General features: G+C 43.7%; 16 protein-coding genes. 12 read left to right on the forward strand and 4 right to left on the reverse strand.

Translation table 11 applies throughout. The annotated features are described in order from the left end of the window. Positions 1-310: 310 nt before the first annotated feature. From Q5866_RS15395 to menA, 3 genes are read left to right on the forward strand one after another with little or no spacing between them, the layout of a single operon-like run. Positions 311-1,225: an AraC family transcriptional regulator gene (locus Q5866_RS15395; RefSeq protein WP_099291899.1), complete on the forward strand. Its 915-nt coding sequence runs from the start codon at positions 311-313 to the stop codon at positions 1,223-1,225. 48 nt (positions 1,226-1,273) lie between these two features. After that, positions 1,274-2,110 carry a S1 RNA-binding domain-containing protein gene (locus tag Q5866_RS15400; protein WP_303181154.1) on the forward strand — a complete coding sequence of 279 codons (837 nt, stop codon included), beginning with the start codon at positions 1,274-1,276 and terminating at the stop codon, positions 2,108-2,110. 43 nt (positions 2,111-2,153) lie between these two features. Then, on the forward strand, positions 2,154-3,074 hold the full coding sequence (gene menA / locus Q5866_RS15405; RefSeq protein ID WP_303181156.1) for a 1,4-dihydroxy-2-naphthoate octaprenyltransferase: 921 nt from the start codon (positions 2,154-2,156) through the stop codon (positions 3,072-3,074). Between the two features lie 37 nt (positions 3,075-3,111). On the opposite strand, the gene Q5866_RS15410 is transcribed toward menA, so the two are convergent. From Q5866_RS15410 to Q5866_RS15425, 4 genes are all read right to left on the reverse strand, one after another. After that, positions 3,112-3,486, reverse strand: coding sequence for a DUF3127 domain-containing protein (locus Q5866_RS15410; RefSeq protein WP_099291902.1), 375 nt, complete (start codon positions 3,484-3,486; stop codon positions 3,112-3,114). Between the two features lie 70 nt (positions 3,487-3,556). After that, positions 3,557-4,168 (reverse strand): FKBP-type peptidyl-prolyl cis-trans isomerase, encoded by a 612-nt coding sequence (locus Q5866_RS15415; RefSeq protein WP_186978572.1) that lies wholly within the window; start codon positions 4,166-4,168, stop codon positions 3,557-3,559. A 108-nt stretch (positions 4,169-4,276) separates the two neighbouring features. Further along, positions 4,277-4,879 carry an FKBP-type peptidyl-prolyl cis-trans isomerase gene (locus Q5866_RS15420; RefSeq protein WP_099291904.1) on the reverse strand — a complete coding sequence of 201 codons (603 nt, stop codon included), beginning with the start codon at positions 4,877-4,879 and terminating at the stop codon, positions 4,277-4,279. A gap of 69 nt (positions 4,880-4,948) precedes the next feature. Continuing rightward, positions 4,949-5,596 carry an ABC transporter ATP-binding protein gene (locus tag Q5866_RS15425; protein WP_186978516.1) on the reverse strand — a complete coding sequence of 216 codons (648 nt, stop codon included), beginning with the start codon at positions 5,594-5,596 and terminating at the stop codon, positions 4,949-4,951. A gap of 165 nt (positions 5,597-5,761) precedes the next feature. Between Q5866_RS15425 and Q5866_RS15430 the strand changes: the two genes are divergently transcribed. The 9 genes from Q5866_RS15430 (at position 5,762) to Q5866_RS15470 (ending at position 20,555) form a co-directional block, all read left to right on the forward strand. Next, positions 5,762-7,903 carry a Tex family protein gene (locus Q5866_RS15430; protein WP_303181158.1) on the forward strand — a complete coding sequence of 714 codons (2,142 nt, stop codon included), beginning with the start codon at positions 5,762-5,764 and terminating at the stop codon, positions 7,901-7,903. Between the two features lie 310 nt (positions 7,904-8,213). Continuing rightward, positions 8,214-8,456, forward strand: coding sequence for a hypothetical protein (locus Q5866_RS15435; protein ID WP_303181160.1), 243 nt, complete (start codon positions 8,214-8,216; stop codon positions 8,454-8,456). Between the two features lie 119 nt (positions 8,457-8,575). Further along, entirely contained in the window at positions 8,576-9,139 is a 564-nt protein-coding gene (locus Q5866_RS15440; protein WP_099291908.1) for an RNA polymerase sigma-70 factor, read from the forward strand. A 120-nt stretch (positions 9,140-9,259) separates the two neighbouring features. Beyond that, entirely contained in the window at positions 9,260-10,426 is a 1,167-nt protein-coding gene (locus Q5866_RS15445) for a FecR family protein (protein ID WP_303181162.1), read from the forward strand. A gap of 168 nt (positions 10,427-10,594) precedes the next feature. Further along, positions 10,595-14,239, forward strand: coding sequence for a SusC/RagA family TonB-linked outer membrane protein (locus tag Q5866_RS15450; protein WP_303181164.1), 3,645 nt, complete (start codon positions 10,595-10,597; stop codon positions 14,237-14,239). Positions 14,240-14,249: 10 nt separating this feature from the next. After that, complete coding sequence (locus Q5866_RS15455; RefSeq protein ID WP_303181166.1) at positions 14,250-15,743, forward strand: RagB/SusD family nutrient uptake outer membrane protein; 1,494 nt, start codon at positions 14,250-14,252, stop codon at positions 15,741-15,743. 18 nt (positions 15,744-15,761) lie between these two features. Further along, positions 15,762-16,694, forward strand: a complete 933-nt coding sequence (locus Q5866_RS15460) for a hypothetical protein (RefSeq protein WP_099291912.1) — start codon at positions 15,762-15,764, stop codon at positions 16,692-16,694. A gap of 8 nt (positions 16,695-16,702) precedes the next feature. Continuing rightward, positions 16,703-17,812: a TlpA disulfide reductase family protein gene (locus tag Q5866_RS15465; RefSeq protein ID WP_303181169.1), complete on the forward strand. Its 1,110-nt coding sequence runs from the start codon at positions 16,703-16,705 to the stop codon at positions 17,810-17,812. Positions 17,813-17,894: 82 nt separating this feature from the next. Further along, positions 17,895-20,555 (forward strand): zinc-dependent metalloprotease, encoded by a 2,661-nt coding sequence (locus Q5866_RS15470; protein WP_303181171.1) that lies wholly within the window; start codon positions 17,895-17,897, stop codon positions 20,553-20,555. The last annotated feature ends 17 nt before the right edge of the window (positions 20,556-20,572 follow it).

Consider the following 20,572-nt stretch of genomic DNA (forward strand, 5'->3'; position numbering starts at 1 on the left):
TCTATTTGTCTTTTTGTCAGTGCGAATGCGTCAAAACGCTTTTCGCCCTTTTAGTCAAAAGTTTATAAAGTCTATAAAGTTCATAAGGTTTATGGACCCTAGCGGGCGCTTTGTCCACGGCAGCATGGCTGCCGGTAAACCTTGTCCGAAGGACGCCCGTTACTTTATGAACTTTATAAACTTTAAGAGCTGAAAAGCTCAACTTTATGAACCGGGCAAAAAGCGTTTTGACGCGTTTGCCGTGGTATTTTTGTCGGGTTTGTTCCGGTTCTTTGAATAAATCTGTTATTTTTGTCAGAAAAAGAATTGAATGATGGAACAAGAGCGTTTTGGCAGTTTCTCTTTGGAGAAATTGTTCGCGATGAATGATTTGAGTCAAGTGGGAGCCGTGTATAACCGGGAGTGTTTTATTATTTCCTGCGACCCGGGGAAGGAAATCGAGCTGTTCAAGTACCCGTGTAAAATCAATGCCTTTATTCTGGTCATTTGTTCGGAGGGGGAAATATCATTGACGTGTAATTTGAATTCCTGCGAGATCAAAAAGAATACCTTGTTCTTCTGTCATTCCGGCGCTATCATTCAATTGAAATCATATACAGCCTGCCAGTTGCAAGTTATTATTCTCGAGGAGGAGTTCTTGAAAAACCTGAACATCGACGTGAAACGGATTCTTCCATACTACCCGTACATGCAGGAAATGGTTTTAATAGATCTACCTCAAGACGAAAGTACGTTTATAAAAGATTTGCTGGATAAGGCTGCCTTGGAGATCGTTCATTCATCCGCCAAGCCTTATTATCACGATATGGTGAAGGCACTTATTCATTCGCTCGCTTATAAAATATTGAATATCTTTATAGATTTTTTCTTGGCTCAATTGTCCGCCAACCGGATGAGTCTGAATCACGGGGAGGAATATTTCAAGATGTTTATCTCTTTGCTTATGCAGCATTACAAGTCCGAGCGTTCCGTCGGTTTCTACGCCTCCAAATTGAATTTGACCCCCAAGTACTTGACGACGTTGATCAAGAAAGTCAGCGGTCGTTCGGCTGCTGACTGGATTGACGAGTACGTGGTGCTGGAGGCTAAGGCTTTGCTTAAATATTCGGATATGAGCGTCCAACAGATCGCTTATTACTTGAACTTTTCGGATCAATCGTTTTTCGGGAAGTATTTTAAAAAGCAGGCGGGAGTGTCGCCGACCGTGTATAAAATGCAGAAATAATATTTATTTAGCGATATTCTCCTTATCTTTGCAGCAAAATTACAGAATATGATAAGGTTAGGAGAATATAATATATTGCGAGTCGTGAAGACGGTTGATTTCGGGGTGTATCTGGATGGTGGAGATTACTGGGGCGAGATTTTATTACCGAAAGAAACAGCCCCCGCCGAGTGCAAGGAGGGGGACGAGTTGAAGGTATTTATTTACTTTGATTCGGAAGATCGGGTGATTGCCACGATGACGGAGCCTAAAGCTGTCGTGGGGGATTTTGCCTTGATGAAAGTTGTGGGAACCAGCCGTGTGGGTGCTTTTCTCGATTGGGGATTACGCAAGGATTTATTGGTGCCGTTCCGTGAACAACGGGAAGAAATGCAAATGGGAAGAGAGTATCTGGTCTACGTGTACGTGGATAAGACGACGGATCGTATTGTGGCTTCGACACGATTGAACCGATTTCTGGATAAAACTCCGGCAGATTATAAACCCGGCGAGGAAGTGCAGTTGATCATTGCCCGTCGAACGGATTTGGGATATAACGTGATCGTGAATGGAAGCCATGAAGCTGTTATTTACCGGAACGAGATATTCCAACCCTTGTCTATCGGACAACACGTGACGGGATATATCAAGCAAGTTCGGGAAGACGGTAAGATCGACTGTATATTGCAGAAAAATGACGGGCACGAGCAGGTCGATCGTTTGTCAGCGATAATCTTGAAGAAACTGGAAGAGAATGGCGGAGTACTTCAAGTGTCCGATAAAAGCGATCCGGCGGAGATTTATCAACTTTTCGGTTGTAGCAAGAAAAATTACAAGAAAGCCGTCGGGGGATTGTTCAAGCAACATAAAGTGATGATCGGGGAGAAGGAACTGAAACTAAAATAATTTATGAATTACGATTTATGATTTACGATTAAAAGTGTTTTTTGTGGAATCTAAAATCATGTTTAAGGTTCGGGCGTATATTACAAGTTTTCGGTTGAGAACATTGCCGCTATCCTTGTCCGGCGTGCTGTTGGGATCGTTGTTGGCGGCGAGTGACGGGTACTTTAAGATAAGTACTTTCGCGTGGGTGATGTTGACTGCTACCGCTTTGCAAATACTGTCAAATTTAGCAAATGAAGTCGGGGACTTGAGCAAGGGGACGGATAACGAGCATCGTCTGGGACCTATCCGAAGTGCGCAAAGCGGAGCTTTAAGCGGGAGAGAGATGATTCGGGCAATGATCGTTGTCGGGGGAATAGCCGTGATTACCGGGAGTTTATTGATTCACGAGGCATTTCGGGATTTACTGAATTGGAAGAGTATCAGTTTGTTTGTCGCCGGAGGTGCTTCTATCGTGGCGGCAATTAAATATACCGTTGGAGATAATGCGTACGGTTATAGGGGACTAGGTGATCTTTTCGTGTTTATCTTTTTCGGGTTGGTCAGCGTGATGGGAAGTTATTTTGCTATGGCGGGTGTCTTACCGTGGATATACGTGTTTCCCGCTTCGGCTATCGGTTTACTATCTGCCGGAGTGTTGAATATGAATAATATCCGGGATATCGAGAATGATTCAGCTTGTGGAAAACGTACTTTACCCGTGATACTTGGAGTGAAAAGAGCTAAAATATATCACTACGTATTGATTCTTGCAGCTGTAGCCTGTCTGTTTATTTACACGTTCCTGCATCCTGCCGAGTGGATGGCTTACCTTTTTGTTATTGCCTTGCCCTTGTTAGGCATTCATTTGAAAAACGTGTACAAGGGGGAAGGACGTGAGTTGGATTCACAGTTGAAATTTCTTTCTATTACCACTTTATTACTTACCTTGTTATTGGGATTCGGACAGATTATTGGCAAATAATAAAGAAAAAAGCTAACCGAATTGGTTAGCTTTTTTCTTAGAACGGCAGATCGTCTGCTTCCGGCATGGGAGGGATGTCCTCTACCCGGTATTCGGGAACCGGAGCTCCTGCTGCTGCTTGTTCCTGTATTTTTTCTATTCTCCAACCTTCGAGGTTTGTGAAATAGGAAACTTGTCCGTTGTTTTCCCATTTTCTTCCGCGCAGGTTGAAATACACTTTAATATTTTCTTCCAACTGGATGTTTTCCAGTAAATCGCATCTGTCTTGGATTAGTTGAACTTTCACGAAGTCGTTCCATTGCGGATTTTTCTCGTTTTCAACTTCTATCACGAATTCTCTCTTCTGGAAACGATCGCTGATCTTTTGGGTGGCTTCTTTGTAAATTAGTTTACCGGTAACTTCGTAATTCATTTTTATTTTGATTAAGAACAAGCCCAAGAAACCTTGGGCTTGTTAGCTGTTTATATATCAAATAGATAAATTATTTTTGTGCGTTCGGGTCTACGATCTCAAGTAGTTCAACCTCGAAAATCAACGTTTCATTCGGTCCGATACCGCTTCTGGTGCCTTGAGGTCCGTAAGCCAAGTTTGACGGGATGTAAAGTGTCCATTTTGATCCCACGGGCATCAATTGTAATGCTTCCGTCCAACCTTTGATCACGCGGTTCAAGGGGAATTCAGCGGGTTCGCCTCTGTCATACGAGGAATCGAATTGGGTTCCGTCAAGTAAGGTTCCTTTATAATGTACTTTCACCACGCTGGTATCAGCAGGCATGGGTCCTGTACCTTCTTTCTCGATCTTGTATTGCAAACCGCTTTCGGTAGTTTTTACACCACTTTTTTTAGCGTTTTCTTCCAAGAATTTTTGTCCCTCTTTCAATGTTTTTTCCGCTTTAGCCATCATCGCTTTTTGAGCGTATTTATTCAAGTACATGCGAATTTCCATGTCATTGGGAGCATCTTTCTTTTGAAGAATCGCGTTCATTCCGGCGATAACGGCCTTCATGTCCAAATCTTCCATTCCGCTTTGTACCATGTTTCTCCCGTAGAAGCATCCCATGTAGAAACTAGCCGTGTCTTTTTCGGTTTTCATGGAAACACTGGTTTGGGTATTGGAATTGCAGCAACTGGATAAGCCTAAAGTGGCTATTGCTAAAGTAAAAAATAAATTTTTTGCGTTCATAGTTTTTCGTGAATTAAATTATACTATATCTAATAATTCTATATCAAAAATCAACGTTTCGTTCGGTCCGATAGCCTGTCCGGCTCCATGGGCACCGTAAGCCAAATCGGAGGGAATGAATAATTGCCATTTTGAACCCACGGGCATCAGTTGCAATGCCTCTACCCAACCGGGAATTACCCCGTTCACTGGGAATTCGGCAGGCTCTCCCCGGCGATATGAAGAGTCGAACACGGCACCGTTAATCAAGCGTCCCTCGTAATGACATTTCACGGTATCGCTTGCTTTCGGGGTAGCTCCTTTACCCTCGGAGATTACCTTGTATTGTAACCCGCTAGGCAGGGTGATTACACCACTTTGTCCTTTATTGTCGTTCAAGAATTTTTCTCCGGCTTCCTTGGCAGCTTTACCTCTGTCGTCTTGTAACTTGGTAAAGAATTCTTGCAAGATGTTATTTGCTTCTTCCGGTTTGATTTCCGGCATTTGACCGGCATAAACTGTTTTCAGCGCGTCGAGAAGGGCTTCCGGATTGATGGTGTTGACACCTGATGAAAGGAGGTTGCTAGCGAAACTTAGTCCTAAACAGTAACTCACTTTGTCTAACTCTTCAGTATATTTCATTGAAAGGTTTAATTAATAAATAAATATTTTGTTCATTAAGATGCAAATGTAAGAACATTGAGCGAAATCTCAAATCATACCGTCATTTAATTTTATTTGCCTGTCTGACATGGTCGCGAGTTCCGTGTCATGCGTGACGATGACGAAGGTTTGCCCGAGTTCTTCACGCAGGGTAAAAAAGAGTTGGTGCAACTCGCTTTTCGTGCGGGTATCGAGATTACCCGAGGGTTCGTCGGCAAGTATCACGCGGGGATGATTGACGAGGGCACGTGCCACGGACACCCGTTGTTGTTCCCCGCCGGACAGTTGATTGGGCTTGTGCGTCGTACGGTCACCCAGTCCAAGCATTTTCAGTAATTCCAGTGCTTGTTTCTCGGCTTCCTTTTTGCCTGTGCCCTTTATCCATGCCGGGATACATACATTTTCAAGAGCGGTGAATTCCGGTAATAAATGGTGAAATTGGAACACGAACCCGATGTTACTGTTGCGGAACACGGATAGTTTGTTCGGGGCGAGGCGAGCCACGTTGACGGAATCGTAAAGGATTTCTCCCTCGTCCGGGCTGTCAAGTGTACCTAGAATATGCAACAATGTACTTTTACCGGCACCGCTTGCCCCGACAATCGTGACAATCTCTTTTTCTTTTATCGAGAGATTGATACCTTTTAGTACTTTTAGTTCCCCGTAACTTTTGACTATATTTTTAATCTCTATCATGTTTCCATTTTAATTTTTGATTTATGATTTCAGATTACATGATTCCTTCCCGCCAATCAACGCTTTTTTAATCGCGAATCGTGAATCGTAAGTCATAAATTTTGCGGGTAAAGATAGTGATTAAAATAAAGTGTGCGTATATTAGCCGTCTAAAATAAATGACGTATGGAGTATTACATGGATCCGATAGCTTTCGTGACCCGGAAGAGTGGTTTCGAGAGTAGATTTGTAAGAAATTTGTTAGGATTGCTGGACGAAGGAGCCACGATTCCTTTTATATCCCGGTACCGGAAAGAGATGACCGGAAGTATGGATGAGGTACAGGTCGGACAGGTGCGGGAGATGTACGAGCAGTTCAAAGAACTGGAAAAACGGAAGAAAACGGTACTGGAGAGTATCGAACAACAAGATAAATTAACCCCGGAACTGAAAGGGCAAATCGAGAATTGTACTGAACTTCGGGTATTGGAAGATATTTATTTGCCTTATAAGCCGAAAAAGCAGACCCGTGCGTCGAAGGCGAAAGCGAAGGGCTTGGAGCCGTTGGCGGATATTTTGACACGTCAGGAACACGGGGACGTGTGGACGAAAGCAGCCCGTTTCGTGAAAGGCGACGTGGCGAGCGAGGAGGATGCTTTGCAGGGAGCGAGAGATATTATTGCCGAACGGGTGAGCGAGAACGAGCGAGCCCGCAACACTATTCGCCGTTTTTTTGACCGGGTTGCGGTCGTGGAAGCGAAAGTGGTGAAGGGCAAAGAGGAGGAGGGCGAGAAGTTTGCCGATTATTTTGATTATTCCGAACCGTTGCGGCGTGTGCCTTCGCATCGTATGCTGGCTATACGCCGGGGGGAGGCGGAAGGTGTGTTAAAGGTAAGCATCGGGATTCCGGAAGACGAGGCCTTGGAGTCGTTGGAGCGGATTTTCGTGAAAGCTCGTAATGATAGTGCCGAACAGGTGGCGATGGCAGTGAAAGACGGTTACAAGCGTTTATTACTGTCGTCGATAGAAACGGAATATTTGCAGTCGGGTAAGCAAAAGGCGGACGAGGAGGCCATAAAAGTGTTTGCCGAGAATCTGCGGCAATTGCTTTTGGCACCGCCGTTGGGCAACAAACGGGTGTTGGGTATTGATCCCGGGTTCCGCACGGGGTGCAAGGTGGTCTGTCTGGATGAAACAGGTAATCTGGTGCATAACGAAACGATATTCCCGCATCCGCCCCAGAACGAGGTGAAACAAGCCGCCAACAAGATCTCGAATCTGGTGAATTCTTACCGGATAGAGGCTATCGCGATCGGGAACGGAACGGCGGGACGGGAAACGGAGCGTTTCATACAAAATCTGCGTTATGACCGGGAGATACAAGTCTTCGTGGTCAGCGAGAGCGGGGCGTCTATTTATTCCGCCTCGAAGATTGCCCGGGATGAATTTCCGCAATATGACGTGACGGTACGGGGTGCCGTGTCTATCGGGCGTCGGTTAATGGACCCGCTTGCCGAGTTGGTAAAGATCGACCCCAAGTCTATCGGGGTGGGACAATACCAGCATGATGTCGATCAGACGAAATTGAAGGGGAGTCTTGACCGGGTGGTGGAGTCCTGCGTGAACCGTGTTGGGGTAAATGTCAACACGGCAAGCAAATATCTGTTGACGTACGTTTCGGGCTTGGGGCCGACATTGGCCGAAAACGTGGTAGCCTATATCAAGGAAAACGGTGCGTTCAAGAGTCGTAACGAGTTGAAGAAGGTGAAGCGAATGGGTGAGAAGGCTTTCGAGCAATGTGCCGGGTTCTTGCGGATAGAGGGGGCGGCGAACCCGTTGGATAACTCGTCCGTGCATCCGGAGTCTTACGCGGTGGTGGAACGTATGGCGAAAGATTTAGGGTTGCCGTTGACCTCGTTGATCGGTAACGAGGAGGCTTGCAATAAAATAGACTTGTCCCGTTACGTGGACGATAGGATTGGGTTGCCTACCTTGAAGGATATCATAGATGAATTGAAAAAGCCGGGGCGTGACCCTCGTTCCGTGGCGAAAGTATTCAGCTTTGCCGAGAATATTCACACGATTGACGATTTGGAATTGGGAATGGTGGTTCCGGGAATCGTGACGAACCTGACGAATTTCGGGGCGTTCGTGGATATAGGCGTGAAGCAGGACGGGTTGGTGCATATCTCGGAGATTGCGGATAAATATATTTCTAACCCGGCGGATGTGCTTTCGTTGAATCAGCACGTGATGGTGAAAATCACGCAAGTGGATAAAGCCCGGAAACGGATAGGTTTGTCAATGAAGCAATGCCCGCGTGATTAACCGTGCTGCACGGGGATGAGCAAGGGAATATCATCCCCCGTGCTAACTTTAAACTATGTTATGGGGTGAAAATACATTATCTTTTACCCACCGAATCACCCGGGTAAAGGGTTGTTGACGTGTACTTGGGGTACTTAATTCCTGTTAAAACGTGGGCTAAGTGTGGGCGAACAGTAGGCGAATATCAGGCGATGCCGCCTAAAACCCGCCTAAAACTCACTCAAAGTTCGTGTATGGGGGTAGATTTGGGGTACCGAACTTTTTTCTTTTCCTTTCGTTTCAATGCTATATAGATTAAAGATAAAGCATTATGGAAAAGAATGAAAATAAGAAAGGTGCTTCCGGGAAAGAAGAGGTAGATGTAAAAAAACATTTGACCCCGGAGGATGATGAGAAATTACGGGAAGCGTATGTTGACGCTTTGGGTGAGATTTTGGAAAACGATGATGACGACGCACGGGATAATCTGGCAAATTACATGGACGAAATCAAGGAGGAATCTGAAGCGTTGGGAACGGAGCCGGAGGATGATTTGGAGAAGAAAAAGAAATAAGAATCACGGGTGTTATACTCTCGGTAATGATCGGGAGGATGCTTTTTTTAAAGTTTCCCTTCAAAAAGATAGAATTATGTATTATTTTTGTACGGACTGATTCAGAATAAGTTGTTGGTATGTGTAATGTTGACGGTGAATTTATTCGGCAAATTAATGTGAAGCAAGTTTCGGCTTACCGGGAGTTGTTTAAACGATTCTACAGCTACATGGTGTTGTATGCGATGCGTCGAGTACAACAGAGGGAGGTTGCCGAAGATATCGTGCAGGAGGTTTTTATCGCTATATGGGAGGGGAGTAAGGTGTTTAATTCCTATCGTGGATTTCGGGCGTATTTGTATGATTTAGTAAATAACAAGTGTTTGGATTATTTGAAACACAAAGCAGTGGAGGAGCGGTATGTTGTTTACATGATGGAGAATCAACAAGAGGGGGAAGATGGTGAGTTCGGCTTGATGAGGGAGGAAATTTACCGGGAGTTGTATATTGCTGTTAGTGAGTTGCCTGAACGTTGTCGGGAGGTGTTCGAGTTGCATTTAAAAGGCAAAAAGAATGACGAGATTGCTGAGTTGTTGTCATTGTCTGTTCAAACCGTGAAAGCGCATAAAAGAAACGCGGTGTGTTTTTTGAAGGAGCGTTTAGGGAATGTGTTTTTCTGGGTTCTGTTATTTAAGTTGATTTGATTTTTTTGTTTTTTTCTTGCTTGAAATCAATTGGTTGATGTTTTTTCGGTAAAAAAAGTGATTTTTCTTTTACCTCTTTTGGGTACTCTTGTCGTATAGGGAGTAAAAAAAAGATGTATAATGAATGTGTATAATGAAAATATTGTTCGATTGATCCGTCTTTACTTGGCAGGTTCGATTTCGGATGAGGAGAAGGCCGTGTTGGAATCGTGGGTGGAGGAACGGGAAGAAAATCGGTGTTTTTTCAAGGAGATGTTGCGGGATAATCGTTTTGCTTCGGAATTTCCGGAATTTCGTGATATTGATATGGAAAAAGGGTGGAGTTGTTTCTTGAATCGGACTCAAGCGAGAAAACCTAAGTTGTTTACACGTGTATTGAAGTACGTGGCGGCGGTAGTTATACCGGTTGCGATCGGTTTGGCGGTTTGGCTGGCGGGTAAAGATGTTACTTTGGATCCACAGCAGATTGGCGGGGTGATTTATCCCGGGATGAATAAGGCGACGTTGATTCTTTCCGATGGAGTGAAAGTGTCTTTGGGCAAGAGCGAAGAAAGCGAGATAAGGTTGGAAGAGGGGAGAAGGGTACGCAGGACGGATGGTGGTTTGGTGTACGAGGACGGCGGGAACGGGAAAAAAATTGAGTTGAAGTATAATACCTTGCAAATTCCCAAGGGCGGGGAGTTTCATTTAACTTTATCCGACGGGACCCGGGTTACGTTAAATTCAGCCACGGATTTGAGATACCCGGTGATATTTGACGAGAATGAACGTCGGGTTTTTCTTTCCGGGGAGGCTTATTTTGAGGTGGCAACGGATTCTACCCGCCCGTTTTACGTGATGACGGACGAGGTGCAGGTGCAAGTGTACGGGACTTCGTTTAACGTGAATACACGGCGACCGGAAGGGATTCAAACGGTTTTGGAAAGTGGAAAAGTCGGGATAAAGGCTATCCGTTCCGGGAATGAATGTGTTTTGAAGCCGGGAGAGCTTGCTTGTTTTGATCCGAAAGACGGTTCGATGGCGATTCGACAGGTGGATCCCCGGCAGTATTTGGCTTGGGTGAAAGGTGTTTTTGCTTTCGAGGATGAAACTTTGGAGAATATCATGACTACTCTTTCTTTGTGGTATGACGTGGAAGTATTCTATCAGACGGAATCCGTGAAGCAATTGCATTTTTCCGGGTATCTGGGAAGGTATAAAGAGATACAAAATATTTTTGATGTTATAACCGAGGCTACTGGTGTGTTGTTCTCGGTGAAGGGGCGTACAATAGTGATTTCACGATAATAAAAAACGGAAGGCGTTGGAAGCACCTCCCGTGTGTTTTAATCATCATTGAGCTTTATTGGCGTGAAGCTTATTGATAATTGTTAATTATTCAACTACAAATGTATGCAAAAAAATGGAAATTGTCCGCCATTCTTACGGGGATGTGGACACAAATTTTGGAAAATTATGAGAGTGTTTCTCGTTTTAATGATTGGATTTACATTTTCTCTTTCGGCAAGTAGTTTTGCCCAACAGGAGAGAGTGAGTTTGGACATGAAAAATGTAACGGTGAAAATGTTGTTTGATGAGATTCAACGACAGACGGATTTACATTTTCTCTTTAATACGGAGCAGACAAACCAATTGGGGAAGTTATCAATCAAGGTGGAGAGTGAAACCGTGGAGAATGTGTTGAAGCGAATTTTTGAAGGGACGGATTTGGTCTATAATTTCAGGGGGAATATTATCGTGGTGAAGCGTGAGGTGAAAGTTGCGGATGATGAACAAAAGAAAAGTATCCGTATCGTGGGTAGGGTAACGGACGAGAAGAAACTTCCTCTTCCGGGTGTGACGGTGCTGGTGAAGGGTTTGACGCTCGGAACGGTGACGAACGTGGAGGGACGGTATGTCTTGAATTTGCCGGCGATGGAAAAGTTTACCTTGTTGTTTTCTTTCGTGGGAATGGAGAATCGTGAAGTCGCTTACACGGGTAAGGATACGATTAACGTGGTGATGAAGGAATCGGAGGTAACCTTGGATGAGGTGGTTGTCGTGAGTACGGGGTATCAGACGATTGACAAGCGGAAACTGACAAGTGCCGTGACTTCGATCAAGGCGGAGGATATTATCGTGCCGGGATTGAATAGTATCGACCAGATGTTGGAAGGGCATGTGCCGGGAATGATTTTTATGCAGAATTCGGGACAAGTGGGTGCTGTTCCACGTTTGAGAATCCGGGGGACTTCTACTATTTTAGGGAATCAGGAACCTGTTTGGGTGGTAGACGGAATTATTCAACAGGATCCGGTGGATATTGATCCCTCGCAGCTTAATGATTTGGATTTCGTGAATTTGTTGGGTAATGCGATTTCCGGATTGAACCCGGAGGATATTGAGCAGATAGATGTTTTGAAAGATGCTTCGGCTACCGCTATTTACGGTGCTCGTGCGGCAAACGGTGTTATCGTGATCACGACTAAAAAGGGTAAGGAGGGTCCCCCGACGATTAATTATTCGGTAGCGGGAACTTTTACGCGTCGTCCGCATTACGGGGATAAAAGTGTGAATATGATGAATTCGAAGGAGAGAATCGCTTTGTCGAGGGAATTGGTAGAGAAAGGAATTGTATATAACACGGTTGACTCGTGGGTCGGATACGAGGGGGCTTTACGTGATTATTGGAATGACAAGATTGATTTCAATCAGTTCCAAAAAGAGGTAGGCAGATACGAGTCGATGAACACGGATTGGTTGGATTTGCTGTTGCAGAATTCTTGGTCTCATAGGCATACTTTGGGTATTTCCGGGGGATCGTCTTCGTTAAAATATTACGCTTCTTTGGGATATAATGATAGCCAAGGAACGACGAAAGGGGAAGGAATGAAGAATTACACGACAAGTGTGAATCTGACGGCTAATTTGAATAACGTGACTTTGCGTTTTGGTATGAATGGAAATGTGTCCGATCGCTCTTATACTCCTTCCGAGGTAAATGTGTTGGGATATGCATATAACACGAGCCGGGCTCTTCCCGCTTTTAATGAAGATGGAAGTTTGTGGTTTTATAAACGTAGAGGTTATTCTAATGATTGGTGTCCATATAGTATTATTAATGAGATGAATAATAGCTCTTATGATGTGGATTCCAAGAGTATGAGTGTGAACGCTACTGTTGATTGGCGTATGATTGAGCCTTTGAAATTAGGTTTGACATTCTCGTATTCCACTTCTTCGACGGACGTGGATACTTGGTATGGTCAGGAGTCTTTTTACGTGAGAAAGTTAAGACAGACGGATAGTTTACTTAAAGATCCCGATAAAGACGAGGATCAGGTGAACGAGTGTCCGGTGGGAGGAGAGTTGAAGAAAGAAAATTCCGACAGTGAGTCTTGGACTTTGCGTGCCCAGTTGGATTTCAACAAGTATTTGGATACGGAGAGGAATCATCAGATTGTGGCTACAGTCGGTGCGGAGGCTTCTTCCAGTCATTACACGAGTGCACGTAAAACGTATCGGGGATATACTCCGGAGCGAGGTCTGTTGGTAGCGGAGATAGATTTGGCTTATTATCAAGCGTTCCGTAGATGGAGTCAAACGAGTGAGGCTAGAGGTGTGTTTGCTGATTCCAAAACGAATTTGGTTTCCGGTTACGCATCATTGTCATACGATTACAAAGGGCTGTATATGTTTAACGCGAATATGCGTTTTGATACGTCTAATAAATTCGGTACGAAGGCGAATGATAAAATTACTCCTATATGGTCTGTATCCGGACGTTGGAATATTAAGAATGATTTGTTCGAGGATGTAAATTGGTTGGGAAGTTTATCTTTACGTGCTTCTTTTGGTTATCAAGGAAATATGTTAGAGTCCGAAAGTTCGAAGTTGGTTATACGCAAGGGGGACATGAATTCTACTTTGGGTGAGTACGCTTCTTTTGTTGAGACGTTCCCGAATCCCTCGTTGAAATGGGAAAAAACGGCTTCTACCAATGTGCAGTTGGATTTTGATTTATTTAAAGGAAGATTATCTGCCAGTGTAAGTTATTATTATAAGAAGACGAATGACACATTCTTGACGAAAACAATTTCACGTGTTAACGGGCGAGAAGATTACGTGCTGAACAAGGGAACCTTGGAAAATAAGGGATTCGAGTTCTCGTTGAGAGTTATTCCCGTGAACACGCTTTCCGCGGAGAATCCTAATGGTTTCCGATGGATTTTTGATCCTCAGTTGGGGCAGGTATTGAATCAGTTGACGAAAGGACGGAAGGTGAAAGATAAATCCATGCATGACCGGTATACTTATGAAGATTACTTGAACGGTAGTGCCCAAATCGTGGGACGTCCCTTGAATACTTTCTATTCGTACAAGTTTAAAGGGTTGGATCCGACTGACGGGTGTCCGATGTTTTATGATGTAGACCAGTATGATTATGACGAGGAGGGAAATGTTGTGTTGGATAGGGGGGCTTTGTACGATGCAATGGATCGTGATGATGTGTTTACCACCGTGTTAGAACATTCCGGTACTCGTGTGCCCGTTATTCAGGGTGGATTGACCAATAGTTTTACTTATCGTCGATTTACTTTATCGTTTAATCTGGCTTATAGTTTGGGTTCTAAAGTTCGTTTGTTAAAGATGTACCCGGATTTGGAAACTACTTACGGAACGATAGCTCCCCAGCCAACAGCGAACGCGAGGAAAGAGTTTATAAATCGTTGGAGATATCCCGGTGATGAACGCAAAACGACGATTCCGGGTATCGTTTCCGGTGCAAGGTTTGGACAGACGATGGGAATGTGGTGCGTGGAAAAACCTTATAATTTCGGGAAGAACCTGTGGAATATGTGGGATAATTCCAATATTCGGGTGGTTAGCGGTGATTATCTCAAGTTGCAATCTTTGTCATTACGTTATAATGTACCGGAGGCTTTCGCGAAGAAAATGTATATGAAGTCGGCGTATATCGGTTTCTCTTGCACGAACTTATTTATGATTTGTGACAAGAAGTTAAAGGGACAGGATCCGGCTGTTCAATCGGGTTCTGCCCCGTCGATTAATATGTCGCTTTGTCCGACTTTTTCAATGAATTTAAATGTAACGTTTTAAATTGTAGCGTATGAAAAAGATAATAAATATATTTGGTATTCTGTGGAGTGTACTGTTAGTGGCTTGTGGGGATTTTTTAGAAGAGTATCCTAGAGATTTGCAATATGTAAATTCAATTTCGGATTTAAGCGAGTTGCTGGTAGGAGATGGTTACATGATCTCTCGAGAAACAGGTCAATACGAAGATGAAGGTGAAACAACGATAGCTTCGTGGATTCACTTGATGGATGATGATGTGCAGTTATCATCTAGACCAAGTTATTTGGGAAGTATGGGGAATGCGCTTTATCTGGGGTATTACGAGTGGTTGAAGTTACCGAGTACGAGTGAAAATGGAACTGTTGAGAATGACGAAGTGTGGAGTGGGTTGTACGAGCATATAGCTTCTTTGAACGTGATATTGGATGAGGTGGAAGCCTTTCAGGATGCCGGTGCGGACTACCATCGGGTTAAGGGGGAAGCCTTGTTTTTGAGAGCTACTTACTATTTCTGGTTGGTGAATTTGTATGCCGAACCTTATGTGGCGGGGAGTGCCGCCACGGATTTGGGTGTTCCTATTAAAGTGAGCGCGGAGGTGGAAGACAAAGATTTTGTCCGTGATCCGGTGGCAGAGGTTTATGGTTTGATGGTGGAGGATTTATCAGAGGCTATCTCGAATTTAAAAGGTGTCGTGCAACCTTCGGTTTATCGGGCTAATGAATCGGCGGCTAGAGCTTTGTTGAGCAGGGTGTATCTTTACATGGGAGAATGGGAAAAGTGTGATAAACAATGCGATACCATTATGCAGGCAGCTTATCGTTTACAGGACTTGAATGCATTGGCATCGGGTTCCAGCATGCTTTCTTCCAAATCTCCGGAAACGATTTTTTCCATGGGAGAATATCGTTTAAATGCTATGGTGGGATGGAATTCGAAGCCGACGTATGCGATGTCTGCCGATTTGGAAGATGCTTTTTCTAATCAAGCAAATGATTTGCGTTATCAATTTGGGATTGAGATTAATTCCTACGGGAATTACCCTTCGAAATTTAAAAAATGGTCGGATGGAGGAGTGTCTGATTGTAACTTGGTGCGGTACGCGGAGGTTTGTTTGAATAAGGCTGAGGCGTTAGCGATGTTGGATGATGATAAGGGTGCGAGAGAGGTTATGCATTCTTTTCTAGCAACTCGTTATCGCGCTGGTGGTGTGCCGGATATTGCAACAAAAACGGGGAAAGATTTGGTGAATTTCATCCGGAATGAGCGTCGTTTGGAATTGTGTTTCGAGGGACATCGTTGGTTCGATTTGCGTCGTTATTCAGTGAGTCCCAAATACCCGGAAACAAAGCCGATAAGACATGAGGTACGCGTTAAGGATTCTGGTATAGCATATGGATATTATGAACTGGAAGCCTATCCTAACGGTGGGTGGGTTTTGCCAATCCCTACGTATGAATTACAGTTTACGGATGGTAATATGGTAAATAATGAAAGACCTGCTCCCGTGTATGTGGAATATGAATAGTAATCGAAAAAGTGATTGATGATGAAAAATTTAATTGGAATATTATTGTTGTCATTGTTTGCTTTGGCAAGTTGTCATGATGATGAAAATAGTACGTTATCTCCGTCAAACGTGGATGTGGATTGGTACGTGATAAAGGATAATCCCAATGATGAATTGGATCATTTGATTTATGAAATTTATAGTAAATACCAAATGCCTGTTTATTATAATGACACGATCGGAAAGGAGTATAGAGGCTTGGATGCGAACGGGGATTCGATTATTTATTATAAGACCATGATGTTAGGTTACTCTATAGAGGAAGATGTGACCAGTTTGAAATACACTCTTTCGAAACAGCGTCAAGATATACTGGAGGGTGTGAAGTTTTTGGAAGAGTATGTTATTCCTTTCCAGCAAGCAGGTATGAAACCTAGATGCTTTTTGCTTGTGGAAGACATGATACTTAGTGATGAGCCGGTAGATCTTTATTATGGAATGTCGGGAGCGGCAATCTCTCGTATCGCGGAATTAAAGGATATGACACGGGAAGATAAAGAAGCTTTTGGTTTGAGAGTTCGGGGGTCTGAATGGGCGCATGCTTTAGTGAATAGTTATCCGGAGCAGTTGGAAGATTTTTATAGGCTTTCGGATAATTTTAATTTGAATGGAGAGTTAAAAGCTATGCACCGTCAAGATATTCGAAATTCTTTATGGGGTGCGACATTTGCTTGGAAATCTAAAGAAGAATATGGTTTTTTAAGTTCTACTCCTTCTTCATATTGGGGGGAAGCTTATGTCTGCCCGACAGAATCTGCGGATGTACTTGATTTTGTTATGGAGGTGTTGAAAGATGATGAGGTAAACTTTCAAAAGACTCATGCCGAGCATTCAATCATATTGAGTAAATATGAGTATATGAAAAAGTTGGTCGCTTCGGTTAAAGAGGATTTGGCTGCGAGAAAGTGAATAAAAAAATGAAAGTACTTGTTTTATTCGTGTTAGTGACCGGAATGATGGGGTGTTCCTCTCAAGAAGGAAAATCGTTCCGGTTAAAAGTAAATGTTACTGACGTGGATACGGGACAGGTTACTCTGGCTGTTACCGGGGAGAACTCGAGAGTGCTGTATTCGGGAAAATTGGTAGACGGGCAATATGCTTTTGAAGGGATTATTCAGGAGCCCGGGTTATATCGTTTGAAAATCAACGAACGGCAAGCGGATCTGTTTTTAGATGGGAATGAGATGAGTATAACCGTTTCTTCGCAGCAGGGAATTCGTGGTGATAGTTTAAGAGGCTCGAGAGCCAACGAGGTAAGAAAAGCGTGTTTGGCGACATTTAATGACCTTTACGATAAGGTGGTAGAAGAGAATGCCTCCGGGTTAAGTATTTTTCAGGCTTCCACGAGGAACGATCAGGTGTTGCTCGATAGTTTGATGTCTGAGAGGTTGTGGTTTGATGATTTACGTTTTTCTATTGCTCGTGATTTGGTGAAAAAGTATTCCGATAACGTGTATGCCGCTTATTTAGCCAGCGAAGAAATGAAGTCGCATTACGAGTGGGGAAAAGAGATGTATGATTTGCTGTCGCCGGAAATACAGCAGTTGAGTATCGGGAAAACTTTAAAAGACAAGTTGGAAAGAGTTTCCGTGAGTGCTATCGGTCAAGATTTCCCGGATTATCTTTTGGAGAATGAAGCGGGTGATACAATTCGACTGGATTCTTTGAAAGGATACATTACGGTTATTGATTGTTGGGCATCGTGGTGTGGACCTTGCCGGAGTGAGATGAAAAGTTTGCGGCGATTGTATAAAGATTTCGCTCATATGGGGTTGCGTGTCGTGAGTATTTCCATGGATGATTCCAGAGAGAAATGGTTGAAAGCCTGTCAGGAAGAACAGCTCCCGTGGAAGAGTTACCGGAATCCGCGTGGCTATAAAAAAGATGGTATCCGTACAGATTTGGGAATTGAGGGGATACCTTATTTAGTGGTTCTGGACAGAGAGGGTAAGTTTGCGGCTAAAGAATTGCATCGAAACGTGTTGCGTAAGAAAGTGCAAGAGTTGTTGAATGCTGAATCTGAATAGAAGCGATGATTGTTTATAGCGTCTTGAAATATGGAAGTTTGTATTTTATGTAATCATAATGTTTAATTTTAAATTATTAAAAATGAGAAAATTGTCTTCATTTTTATTGTTGTTGGCTTTGCTTGTGCTTGCAACCGGAGAGAGTTATGCAGGGGAATTGTTCAAAAAGAAGAAGAAAAAAGCGTCAACCGAAGAGGTGAAAGAGCCTGTTAAGAGGAAAAGTAAGTACGAAAAGTTGATGGAAAGTCCGGGAATCGTTACCGCGAAAGGTGATTTCTTGACCATTCATAAAATAGATCAGAAGATTTATTTGGAATACCCGTTGAAGTACATGGGGCGTGATATATTAGTGGGAGGAACATTGTCTGCCACCTCTGAACCATTGTTGCTTAACGTGGGGTATAAATACAATGAGCCTGTTCTTTATCGCGTGGTGAAGAAAGATTCGTCTATCGTGTTCAACAAGCCTAATTTGGCTGCCACGATGGGAGAGGATAAAGAGTGGGTGAAGAAAGCCATGGAGAAAAGTTATATCGATATTCCGGCAAAATCGTTCTCCGTTCACTCGTATAATGCGGATAGTTCTGCCGTGGTGATTGAAGTGACTTCATTTATAAAAGATAGTAAGGAGCTTGCCCCGAAAGTTAGTGGCGGATTGCTCACTTCTTCTCCGGTTTCAAGTAAATTTACTTTTGAAGGCGTGAAAGCGTTTGAAGATAACGCGTCGTTGGAAGTGGCTCAACCCGTGGAGGCTCAATATATGACGTTGTTCGGGGCTATACCTTTAGGACAAGTGTCGACTCGTTCCGTGATTACTTTTCTTTTGTTGCCGGATTCTAAAATGAGACCTCGTGTACAGGATTCCCGAGTCGGAATTTTTTACTCGTTGAACTCGGCGAGTGCGAGAATGCAGTTCCCTATCCGGAAGATATCCCAAGAAAAGGACGGTTTCGATACTTATGTTTTGGCTAATCGTTGGAGGGTAGAACCGAAAGACATGGAAGCGTGGAAGCGCGGAGAGCTTGTAGAACCCGTGAAACCGATCGTGTGGTACGTGGATGACGCATTCCCGGACGAGTGGAGAGGTCCGATTAAAGCGGCTGTTTTGAATTGGAATAAAGCTTTCGAGAAGATCGGCTTCAAGAACGTGATGGTGGCAAAGGATTTCCCGAAGGATGACCCGAATTTTGATCCCGATAACTTGAAATATTCTTGTATCCGTTATTGCCCCAACGCGGAGGCAAATGCCATGGGACCGTCTTGGGTGGACCCGACTACCGGGGAGATTATTAACGCTTCGGTGATTGTTTACAATAATGTTGTTCAGTTGATTAATAACTGGCGTTTCGTTCAGACGGCGCAAGTAGATCCTCGTGTGCGTGCCGTTAAGATGCCGAAAGATGTTTTTGATGAATCGCTCACGTATGTTATCACGCATGAGATAGGTCATACCTTGGGTATGTTGCATAACATGTCTGCTTCGGCTTCCGTTCCGGTGGATTCGTTGCGTTCCGCCTCTTTCACTCAAAAATACGGGACAACTCCTTCTATCATGGACTACGCTCGTTTCAATTATGTAGCGCAACCGGGAGATAAAGGGGTGAAATTGACACCTCCCGATCTTGGCGTGTATGATTATTACGTGATTAAATGGTTGTATTCTCCTGTGCCGGAAGCCAAGGATATGTGGGAGGAATCTAAAATCGCCGAGAAATGGATTGATGAGAAAGCCGGAGACCCTTGCTATCGTTACGGGCGTCAACAATTGGTTTTCCGTATAGACCCGAGCGCGTTGGAGGAAGATTTAGGTGATGATCCCGTAAAGGCAGGAACCTACGGGATAAAGAACTTGAAGTATATCTTGAACCACTTGAACGAGTGGATTTCAGATGACCCGGATTTCTCTCACCGGATGCAACTTTATTCTGGAATTCAAGAGCAATACACGCGTTACTTGTTGAACGCGTTGTATCAGGTTGGAGGTGTTTACTTGTCGCAAGTGAAAGACGGAACAGCCGGTGAAGCCGTGAAATCGGTAGCACGTGCGAAACAAAAAGAAGCGTTGGCATGGGTGTTGAAAGAGTTGAGAAATAGCTCGTGGATCGATCGTCCGGAATTGATTAATAAAACAAAGTTAGCCGTGTACCCGTCTGCAAAGATCATTGCTGCCGTGAGCAAGGTGATTGAAAGCAAAAGGGCGATGGTTCTTCTCTCTTCTCATGTTTCACAAGATAAGAATCTTTACACGATTGGCGATTATTACGATGATTTGTATGCCGGTGTTTTCGCTCCGACTATACAAGGAAAGAAATTGAATCAAGAGGAAAAATTGTTGCAGAAGAATATTTTTAATAGAATGGGTGTTACCTGCACTGACTATATTAAGAATACGCGGGCAATTAAAAGTTTAAATCCTTCTTTAGAGGAGATTATGGCATACAATTTATTCTCCAAAAGTTTCATGGATGAGATGTATCGTCATTTACAGGAAATGGAACAAGAGAGTGGAGTGGGAACTGTAGCTAGGAAATTGTTACCTGTTCAGTTCGGGCAGGCTGCCAGTCCTTTCCAGGAAGAGGTGGAAATAGGTATGATTGATGAAACTTTCGGTTACAATCAAGCGATGTTGAATCGGGTAGTTACTTTATTGAAGAGTAAAGTGGGGGCTGCTAATCGCGATGATAGAGTACACTATGAAAGTTTGATATCTATGGCGGAGGCTGTTAAGCAAGTTAGTAAATAGTTTTAATCATGGAAACA

The sequence above is a fragment of the uncultured Butyricimonas sp. genome (assembly GCF_959596855.1).
In the GTDB taxonomy this organism is placed as follows: Bacteria; Bacteroidota; Bacteroidia; order Bacteroidales; family Marinifilaceae; genus Butyricimonas; species Butyricimonas muris.